6 protein-coding genes are annotated in these 9,769 nt (G+C 72.8%); 1 reads left to right on the forward strand and 5 read right to left on the reverse strand.

The features are described 5' to 3' along the window. Nucleotides 1-64: 64 nt before the first annotated feature. From KIP79_RS12365 to KIP79_RS12375, 3 genes are all read right to left on the reverse strand, one after another. Nucleotides 65-1,588, reverse strand: coding sequence for a glutamine synthetase family protein (locus tag KIP79_RS12365; RefSeq protein WP_214104881.1), 1,524 nt, complete (start codon nucleotides 1,586-1,588; stop codon nucleotides 65-67). Beyond that, a complete protein-coding gene (locus KIP79_RS12370) occupies nucleotides 1,581-2,900 on the reverse strand; it encodes a Rieske 2Fe-2S domain-containing protein (RefSeq protein ID WP_214104882.1) in 1,320 nt (439 codons plus the stop codon). Before KIP79_RS12370 ends, KIP79_RS12365 begins: the two co-directional genes overlap by 8 nt. A 207-nt stretch (nucleotides 2,901-3,107) precedes the next feature. Further along, nucleotides 3,108-5,075 carry a primary-amine oxidase gene (locus KIP79_RS12375; RefSeq protein ID WP_214104883.1) on the reverse strand — a complete coding sequence of 656 codons (1,968 nt, stop codon included), beginning with the start codon at nucleotides 5,073-5,075 and terminating at the stop codon, nucleotides 3,108-3,110. Between the two features lie 202 nt (nucleotides 5,076-5,277). Between KIP79_RS12375 and KIP79_RS12380 the strand changes: the two genes are divergently transcribed. After that, nucleotides 5,278-5,991, forward strand: a complete 714-nt coding sequence (locus KIP79_RS12380; protein ID WP_214104884.1) for a GntR family transcriptional regulator — start codon at nucleotides 5,278-5,280, stop codon at nucleotides 5,989-5,991. A gap of 26 nt (nucleotides 5,992-6,017) precedes the next feature. On the opposite strand, the gene KIP79_RS12385 is transcribed toward KIP79_RS12380, so the two are convergent. Together KIP79_RS12385 and KIP79_RS12390 are read right to left on the reverse strand one after the other, a co-directional pair. Further along, a complete protein-coding gene (locus KIP79_RS12385) occupies nucleotides 6,018-8,399 on the reverse strand; it encodes an FAD-dependent oxidoreductase (RefSeq protein ID WP_214104885.1) in 2,382 nt (793 codons plus the stop codon). After that, nucleotides 8,396-9,769, reverse strand: a 1,374-nt coding sequence (locus KIP79_RS12390) for an aldehyde dehydrogenase family protein (protein ID WP_214104886.1), incomplete at its 5' end; no start/stop codon positions are given. The genes KIP79_RS12390 and KIP79_RS12385, both read right to left, overlap by 4 nt.

Genomic DNA, 9,769 nt, shown 5'->3' on the forward strand with positions numbered 1-9,769 from the left:
CGAGAGCAGGCCCTATTGCCAGGGTAAGCGTGTCGAGGCCAGGGGCGGCCACGAGGTGGAGGAGTCAGAGCAGGTCGAAGTACTCGCGTTGTTCCCAGTCGGAGACCTCGTCAAGGTAGCGGTGGTATTCGGCGCGTTTGAGGTGGACGTACCAGTCGACGACCTCGTCGCCGAGGACGCGGCGGAAGAGCGGGCTGGTGTCCAGGGCCTGGATGGCGTCGCCGAGGGTGCGGGGCAGCCTGGTGGCGTCGTCGCGGTACGGGGACTCGGTGGGGGCGCCGGGGGAAAGGCCGCGGTCCATGCCGTCCAGGCCGGTGATGAGCTGGGACAGGATGTACAGGTACGGGTTGGCGCCGGGTTCGCCGGAACGGTTCTCCAGGTGGGCGTTCGGGTCGCCGGGGGTGCCGACGGCTCTGACCATGGCGCCCTTGTTGTCCAGGCCCCACAGCACCCGGTCGGGGGCCAGCGAGTACGGCTGGTACCGCTTGTAGCCGTTGACGGTCGGCGTGGTGAACGCGGCGGCGGCCGCGGCGTGGGTGAGGAGGCCGGCCAGGTAGGAGAGGCCCTGCGGGGAGAGCACGCTGCCGGGGTCGGTGGACGCGAAGACGGGGGCGCCGGTCACGGCGTCGCCGAGGGACTGGTGCAGGTGCCAGCCGGTGGAGGCGGTCTCGGCGCCGCGCGGGCGGGACATGAAGGTGGCGTGCAGCCCGAGTCGATGACAGATCTGCTTGAGCGCCATCCGGCAGAGGACCACCTGGTCGGCCACGTCGGCCGCGTCCCCGGCGTCCAGGGTCACCTCGAACTGGCTGGGGCCGAATTCCAGCTCGATCGAGCGGAGCGGCAGGTCGAGCCGGGTGAGGCCGCGGTGGATCTCAGCGACCAGGTCGTCGGCCTCGTCCAGGGTGTCCACGCGGAGCAACTGGGAGCCGGGGGTGATCGGCCGTACGGCGGGCGCGACCCCCGGGCTGCCGGGGCGGCCCACCCGGGCAGGGTGCATCCCCTCGTCGACCCGGGCGAAGACGTGGAATTCGAGCTCGGGCCCGACGGTCATCGACAGGCCCCGCTCGGTGAGCCAGGCCAGGTGCCGCCGGAGCAGGCCGCGGGTGCAGTACGGTACGGCTCCGCCGTCCGGATACCGCAGGTCGGCCAGGATCATCCCGGTCCGCTCCGACCACGGGAGCACCCGGAAGGTGGTCGGGTCGGGCACCAGCACGACGTCCCCGGCCCCGGAGAAGCCCCGGTACCCGCCGAGGCTGAGGGCGTCGAACACGGCGAACGACGACTTGCCCGAGGTGTCCTTCAGCAGCAGCGAGGAGGGCACGGTGAGCCCGGATCTGAGCACGCCGGGCAGGGCGGCCCTGGTGATGGACTTGCCGCGGAGCACGCCGTGCTGGTCCACGAAGCAGACCCTGACCAGGTCGATGCCGAGTTCGTCGATGACCCGGCGCATCTGGGCGGCGCCGGCGTACTGCTCCTCCGTCCAGAGCCCGTGCCGTTCCACGAAACCGCCTCGTTCGGCGGCCAGCATGGGCCGGGCGCCGCGTCCCCCGCCGCCTTCCGCGACGGGCCGTTCGTCGATGTTACGCATCGGTCTCAGACCCCCACGGGGAAGCCGCGCGCCGTTTGGCGTCGTGTTCCGGCCAGCGTTCCTCCCAGCCGTCGGTGGGGCTGATCATGTCCACCGCGATCGGGCCGGTCAGCCGCCGGGCGCTCGGCGCGTCGAGCGGCTGGGCGGGCAGCGGGTTGCCGGCCTCGAACGCCTCCAGCGCGCGCAGCAGCAGGCGGCGGTTGGCGGTCACCGCGCGGTCCGACACGCCGAGCCGTTCCACCGTGCGGTCCTGGATGGGGCCCATGCTCTCCACCGCCCACTGGTCGTGGACGTTGATGTCCAGGCCCATCCCGGTGTAGGTGAGGTCCCGCTGTTCGGCGGGGTCGAAGCCCCAGTCGTTGGCGCGGTTCCTGATCGGCCGGTAGTCGGGGAGGGTGACCTGGGAGAGCCGCTGGGCGAGCAGGGTCTCCTTGTCGGTCCGCTCGGCGAAGTCGTAGAAGATCATGTACCAGTAGTGGTTCTCGTCGTCGATCGGGACGTGCCACTGGGTGAAGACCTTGCTGTTGCCGAACGGGACCACGAAGGCGTTCGGGAAGAGCAGGTTGGTGATCCGGACGTGCTTGATCTCCTCGGTCAGCTGCCGGAGGGCGAAGACCCGCAGCCCGTGCTCGGCCTGTTCGACCTCGATGTCGGGGCGGTAGTGGTCGCCGACCAGCTTGGAGAGCTTCTGCCCGGTCCCGGCCACCACCTCGCTGAACTGCTGCCCGTAGACGTCGCGGGGGTCCTCCCCCACGAAGCGGTGCAGGAACGAGACGTGGCTCGGGTCGATGCCGCCCTCGACGCCCTGGAGCCAGTTGCACTCCCAGAGGCCCTTGAACGCGAAGGTGTACTCCTCCGGCGCGGTGAAGCAGTCGTAGGCGGGGAACGGGGGCGGGTCGCCGGCGCCGAGGTAGGCGAAGACGATGCCGTTGCGCTCCTCGCACGGGTAGCTGCGGATCCGGATCTTCTCGGCGAACGTGCTGTGCGGCGGCTCCGCCGGCTGTTCCAGGCAGCGGCCGTCGGGGCCGTAGAGCCAGCCGTGGTAGAGGCAGCGCAGGCCGCCGTCCTCCAGCCGCCCGTACGACAGGTCCACGCCGCGGTGCGCGCAGAATCTGCTGACCAGGGCCCAGCCGCGGTCGTCACGGCGGAAGAGGACGAGATCCTCCCCCATCAGCCGGACGGCCCTGACCGGCCGCTCCTGCGACATCTCCGACACCAGCGCCACGGGTTGCCAGTAGGAGCGCATCAGCTGCCCCAGCGGCGTGCCCGGCCCGGTGCGGGTGAGCTTCTCGTTGTCCTCGCGCTTCAGCACGGCCGGCCTTTCTGGCGAAGGGTTCCAACCCGGGGATGCATGGCACCCCTACGATCCCAAATCGTGCTCCATGGATCAAATCTTCTCAATATGGGATCCAATCTTAGGGAGACTTGTTACTTAGCCGACACATTGCTCCGGAAAACGGCATCCGGGCATGCCGAAGGAGCCCGTCCCGGTGGAACGGGCTCCAATCGTCCGGGTAGGTCAGCTCGGCGCGCAGCAGCTGTCCGGCGCCGCGTGGCCGGTTGCGTGGCCGGTCTTCTTGACCGGAGCCGGGATGTCCATCGCCGGGTTGCGGTCGAAGAACCCGTCGGGCTCCAGGATCATCCGCAGCTTGTCGACCGGCATGACCGGCCACTGCTCGGGGCGGGGGTAGTGGTGGCTGCCGAGGATCGGCCAGAGCACCAGCTCCACCCCGTCCAGCGAGCGGTCCTGCCGCTGCCACACGTGCACGCCGTCCTCGCCGGGCTCGGCGTGGTTCGGGTACTGGCCGCCGACGAAACGCTCCGCCGGATCGTACGGCGTCGCCCACAGATGCCGGTGCACGAACGGAGCCCGCCGGGCCATCACCGAGTCCGGGCGGCCGAACGGGCGGGCCGTGCCCTGCAGGGTCAGCCGGTAGGCCGTCGGCTCGCCGTACCGGTTGGTGGCGGTGGCGCTCTCGATGCGCCAGTGCCTGGCGGTGGACGGGTCGGTGTCGCGGGCCGCCTCGGACTCGCGGCGGATCGGGGTCCGGACGTGGCGGACCGCGTTGCCGTACGGGTCGAGCGCGGGATCGGGCTCGCTCTCCGCGTGCGCCTCGACCAGGCGGTTGAGCGGGCCGTCGATCGCGGTGTCCAGGCGGAGGCCGAAGTAGTGCTGGTGGGTGGGCACCTGGACGTGTTCGGCGACCCGCCTGCCGTACCTGACCTCCTCGTCGGCCTCCACGCCCGAGGCGGACAGGATGCCGGTCAGCTTGACCTCCAGTTCGATCCTGCCGTCCTGGTAGAGCGACCAGTAGAAGCCGTAGTCGTAGTTGGCGACCGTCTGGAAGTTGGACACGATCAGCCGGCGGCTGCGGCGGACCTGGCCCACCCCGCGCCGCAGGTCGTTGTGCTTCCAGAGGATGCTGTCGTCCTCCTCGTGCATGCAGATGGCGTTGCGGATGGTCACCGGCTCGCCGGCGCCGCCCAGGTAGGTCGCGTCGAAGTAGCGGATCAGGCCCAGGCAGTCGCAGCCGAGTTCGAGCGAGTTGGTGAGCGGGCCGGCGCCGTACTCGCCCCAGTCGAAGAAGTTCTTCCGGTACTGGGTGGAGTTGGGGTCGAGGTATGGCACGTACATCTCGTTGCAGGCTGCCCGGCGGAGCACCGAGCGGCCGAGGAACTCCAGGTCGTGCAGGACCAGGCCCTCGCGGTGGGTGAAGCCGATCCGGAACCGCCAGCCCTGCCACTCGACGAGCTGGCCGGTGACGGTGAAGCTGGGTCCCTCCGGCTGGACCACCTCAAGAGGGCGCAGGCCGGGCCGGTCCTCGCCGAAGCCGCCGGGCTCCAGCGGGCCCGCCTCGGGGGACATCGGGACGACCCCGTGGTCCTCGACCTCGATGACCTCCATGGTGTGCATGTCGATGATCGGCACCACGCCCTGGACCGGGCGGACGTAGCCGTTGTCGCCCTCGTCGGTGCGGTGCCAGACGGTGCCCCAGGTCAGCCGGCGGCCCGCGTACCGCTCGGGCTCGAAGCCGCCCATCGACTCGGCGTCGATCATGACGAGGGACACGTCGTGGATGCCGCGTCTGGCCAGGGCCGCCTGGAACAGCGGGCTCTCCCGGCACGCCTTCGCGGCCGCCCTGGCCTCGTCGGAGGTGATGCCGGGGCGGCGGTGGTCGACCGGGCGCCACTCGACGCACCGGGGGGCCTCGTCGAGGACGACGTCGACCTCCCAGGCGGCGGGGGCGTCGTGATCGATGACGACGACGGTCAGCCGCCGCACGGTCGCGGGCAGCACACCGGCGACGGCGGCGCGGGCCGCGGCCTCGTCGAGGTAGGCGCCCCAGAATCCGACCCGGGCGCCGAGCCGGCCGTCGGCCCGGATCAGCGCCACCGCCCGCTCGATCTCCGCGGCGGTGAGCGGATCGAAGGGGTGCCGCTCGCCGCGCGACGGCTCAGCAACGGACAAATGCAGCATTTCAGTCATGTTGGGATCCTATCGCCCTTATTATGGATCCAGATAGTCATCGTGGTCTCGAACAGAGGGTGGTCAACTTGCCACCACGTTCGCGACCACGGAATGATTCGCTTGCCAGCATCGACCCAACCTCGCAAAGTTGGATCCATCGTTGGACGCAAATCGATCGCTGTCGTGCCCCGTCCCACCCGCAGGTGAAAGGTCTCCTTCCGTGGACTCCGACGCGACTTCCCTGGGCCGAAGCGCACTGGTCGACGAGACGGCCAACGCGATTCGGGCCCGCATCATGTCGGGAGAGATCCCGATCGGTGCCCAGCTCAGGCAGGCCGAGCTGGCCGCGCAGCTGGGCATCAGCCGCACCCCGATCCGGGAGGCGCTCCGCCAGCTCCAGGCCGGCGGGCTCATCGAGGTGCTGCCCCGCCGGGGGGCCGTGGTCCGCGTGCCCTCCCCCTGGGAGGTGCGGGAGGCGTACGAGGTGCGCGCCGAGCTGGAGGGCCTGGCCTGCGAGCGGGCGGTCCGCCGGGTGACCCGGACGCTGCTCGACGAGCTCCGCCAGACCAGCGAGGTGCTCCGCGCCAACGAGCGCCCGCCGGCCCCGCCCGGGCCGGGGGGCCCGGTGTCGCCCACCACGATCGCCAACGACCGCTTCCACACCCTGATCCACGAGATGGCCGGGAACGAGCGGCTGGCCAGGACCATCCGCGACATCAACGAGGCCTTCCCGCGGAACGTCTCGGCCCTGGTGCTCCAGGACGACCCGCGCCACCGGGCCGACAACCTGGCCGAGCACGAGCGCATCGTCGCCGCGCTCGAAGCCGAGGACGCCAAGCTGGCCCGCCGCGAGATGCGCGACCACGTGCTGGCCGCCGGGGAGCAGCTCGCCCGCTGGTACGAGCGCAGAACGGCGACGGTGTTCCGCGGCTAGCCGGCGCCCCCAAGACTCACGGCGGCTCACCGGCCCAGCATCCGCGCGGGGTCGAGGAAGTCCAGATCGGGCCGGGGCAGGCCGTACGCGAGGTCGGCCAGCGCCGCCCCGATCGCCGGGCCGAACTTGAACCCGTGCCCGGAGCAGGCCGCCGCGACCAGCACCTGCGGGGTCTCCGGCAGCGGTCCGACCGCGAACCGGTTGTTCGGCGCCATCGTGTACCGGCAGGCCAGGTCCTCCACGACGCCGCCGTCGGCGGTGGGCAGGAACCGCGCGGCCAGCGCCCGCAGCGTGGCCCGCTCCGTCTCGGTCACCGGCCCGGGAACGTCTGCCGGGTCGTCGTCGGGCCCCAGATCCAGGCCGATCTTCACCGCGCGCCCGCCGATGGCCGGGATGCCGTAGAGCAGGCCGACATCAGGGACGTCCACCGAGAAGCTGCCCAGGGCGGGCGGCGCGAGCGTGGAGGTGACCGAGGACCCCACGTGGATGTTGACGATCCGGATCACGCGCAGCACGTCCGCGAACGCCGGGATCAGCGACCCGGTCCACGGCCCCGCGCAGACCACCAGGCGGGCGGCCCGCAGAGCGCCGTGCGGGGTGCGCACCACCACGCCGTCGCCGTCGGGGGCCCAGTCCAGCGCGGGGGTCCCGTCGTGGCGCCGCACGCCGTACCCGCGGCCGAGCTCGGCCAGGGCCGCCAGCGCCCCCGCGGCGTCGATCACGCCCGCGTCGGGGTCGTGCACCGCGACGTACTCCTCGCCCAGCGCGAGGCCGGGGAAGATCTCGGCGGCCCGCGCGGCGTCGACCACCGTGCAGTTCGGGCCGCGCAGCCCACCCGCTCCCCCGGCCGGCCGGGCGTAGAGCCCGCCGGTACGGGTGACCAGGGCGCGCCCGGACTCCGCCTCCAGCGCCGTCCAGGCCTGGTAGGCCCGGTCGACCAGTTCGTCCCACACCGGCGACGGGTAGGCCCGGCGGATCATCCTGGTCGGACCGTGCGAGGAGCCCCGCCCGTGCCCGGCCTCGAACTGCTCCAGGTGGAGCACCCGGTCCCCGCGCGCCGCGAGCTGCCAGGCGGCGGACGAACCGTGCACACCCGCGCCGATCACGATCGTGTCGACGTGCTCGGACAGCAGGGCGGGCGCGGACACCGGCCGCTCACCCGGTACGGCGGCGGCGACGACCGATCGGGCGCCTCCTCTGGGGGACAGCGCGTCGGCCAGGGCGGCGATGTCGTCGGAGTCGTTGTAGACGTGCACCGAGGCCCGGACCACCCCCGGCAGGCCACGGCGGCCGAGGTCCCACTGGCCGTGCGCGGCCGGGACCGAGACCACGTGCAGGCCCGCGACCCGGAGCGCGCGAGCCGTCCTGGCGGGCGCCTCGCCGTCCCGTACGAAGGTCACGATGCCGCCACCGGCCGCGGGCGGGTCGACGACCCTGACCCCGGGGACGGCGGCGAGCGCATCGCGCAGCTGGTCGCCGAGGGCGGCGATGTGCCGGTGGGTCGCCTCGACCCCGGTCGCGTGGAGTTCTTCGAGCGCCGCCGTGAGGCCGAGGCGGAGGGCGTGCGAGTGCTCCCAGGTCTCGAACCGGCGTGCGCCGGGGACCAGTCCGTACTCGTCGTCGGCCGTCCATTTGGCGCCCCGCACGTCGGGCGCGGGCGGCCGGAGTTCGGCGCCGAGGACCGGGTCGACCCAGAGCAGCCCGGTGCCGCGCGGTCCGCGCAGGAACTTGCGGCCGGTGCCGACGAGCATCGCGCAGCCGATCTCGGTGACGTCCACCGGAAGCTGGCCGAGTGACTGGGTGGCGTCGAGCAGGTAGGGCACGCCGGCGGCGCGGGCGAGCTCGCCGATCGCCGCCGCGGGCTCGATCAGCCCGGACGAGGTCGGCACGTGGGCGGCGGTGACCAGCGCGGCGGGCGTGCGCAGGGCGGCCCGCAGGGCGTCGAGATCCACCGCGCCGGTCTCGTCGGTGCCGATCACCTCGACCACGACTCCGTACCTGCGGCGCAGCTCGAACAGGTGCAGGGCCGAGCTGACGTAGGTCGAGGAGGTGGCCACCACGCGGTCGCCGGGACCGAGGCGCAGCCCGTCGATGGCGCGGTGCCAGGCCACCGTGGCGCTCTCGGTGAAGGCCACGTCCTCGGCCCGGCCGCCGATGAGCCGCCCGGCCAGGCCGTACGCCTGTTCGGCCCGGGGGCGGGCCGCCTCGGCGGCCTCGTAGCCGCCGATCCGCGCCTCCAGCCGGAGGTGGTCGAGGACGGTCTCCAGAACCGCCGCGCTGGGCAGCGCCGCCCCGGCGGCGTTGAGGTGGTGGGCGTGCGCGGCCCCCGGGGTCGTGGCCCGCGCGACGGCGACCAGCCGGTCGGTCGCCTCGGCGACCGGCACCGCCCCGTCGAGTTGCGTGGTCACAGCGCCACCACGACGCTCTTGCGCTCGCAGAAGCCGTGCAGGGCCTCGTCGCCCAGGTCCCGGCCGAGCCCGGAGTCGCGCACCCCGCCGAACGGCAGGGCGGGGTCGAAGATGTTGTAGGTGTTGATCCACACCGTCCCGACGTGCAGTTCCCTGGCCATCCGGTGCGCCCGCGCGACATCGCGGGTCCAGACCCCGGCGGCCAGGCCGTAGTCGGAGTCGTTGGCGATGGCGATCGCGTCGGCCTCGTCGGCGAACGGGATGACCCCGACCACCGGGCCGAAGATCTCCTCCCGGGCGATCCGCATGTCGTTGCGTACCCCGGTGAAGAGGGCGGGTTCCACGAAGAAGCCCGGCCGGTCGGGCACGCCGCCCCCGTAGGCCAGGGTGGCGCCCTCGGCCACCCCCGCCTCGATGTAGGACAGCACCCGGCCGCGCTGCTCCTCCGACACCAGCGGGCCGACCGTGATCCCGCCCGCCAGACCGTCGCCGACCGGCACCTTGGCGACGGCGGCGACCAGCCGCTCGTGCATCTCGTCCAGGATCGACTCCTGCACCAGCAGCCGGCTCCCGGCCGTGCACATCTGCCCCGAGTGCCCGAAGGAGGCCCGCATCGCGGTGAGCACCGCGGCGTCCAGGTCGGCGTCGGCGAACACGATGTTCGGGCTCTTGCCGCCGAGTTCCAGGGTCAGCCGGGTGACGGACGGCGCCGCCGCGGCCATCACCAGCCGCCCGACCTCGGTCGACCCGGTGAAGGACACCTTGGCCACGCCGGGGTGGGCGACGAGCGCGGCGCCGACCTCGCCGTCGCCGGTGAGCACGTTGACCACGCCGTCGGGCACCCCCGCCTCGGCGCAGATCGCGGCGAGCCTGAGCATGGTGAGCGGCGTCTGCTCGGCGGGCTTGACCACGACCGGGCAGCCCGCGGCCAGGGCAGGGGCGAGCTTGAAGCAGGCGGTCATGATCGGGAAGTTCCAGGGCAGGATCAGCGCGGCCACTCCGACCGGTTCCAGCACCGTGTACGCGTGGTGCGGGGCGCCGTTGCCGTCGATCGGGATCACCGCCCCGGTCAGCCGCCCGGGGGCGCCCGCGAAGTGCCGGAAGGTCCGGGCGCCCATCGCGACGTCGGCCCGGGAGCGCTCGATCGGCTTGCCGTTGTCCCGGGTCTCCAGGATGGCGAGTTCCTCGGCGGCCGCCTCGATCAGCTCGGCCACCCGGTGCAGGACCTGGGTGCGCTCCAGCGGCGGCAGACCTCGCCAGCGCGCGTCGGCGTGCGCCTGGGCCGCCGCGGCGACGGCGTCGTCGACATCGGCGGCGGTCGCCTGGGCGACCCGGCTGAGCAGGGCGCCGGACGCGGGATCGAGGACGTC

It is taken from the genome of Acrocarpospora catenulata (assembly GCF_018476525.1).
Lineage (GTDB): Bacteria > Actinomycetota > Actinomycetes > Streptosporangiales > Streptosporangiaceae > Acrocarpospora > Acrocarpospora catenulata.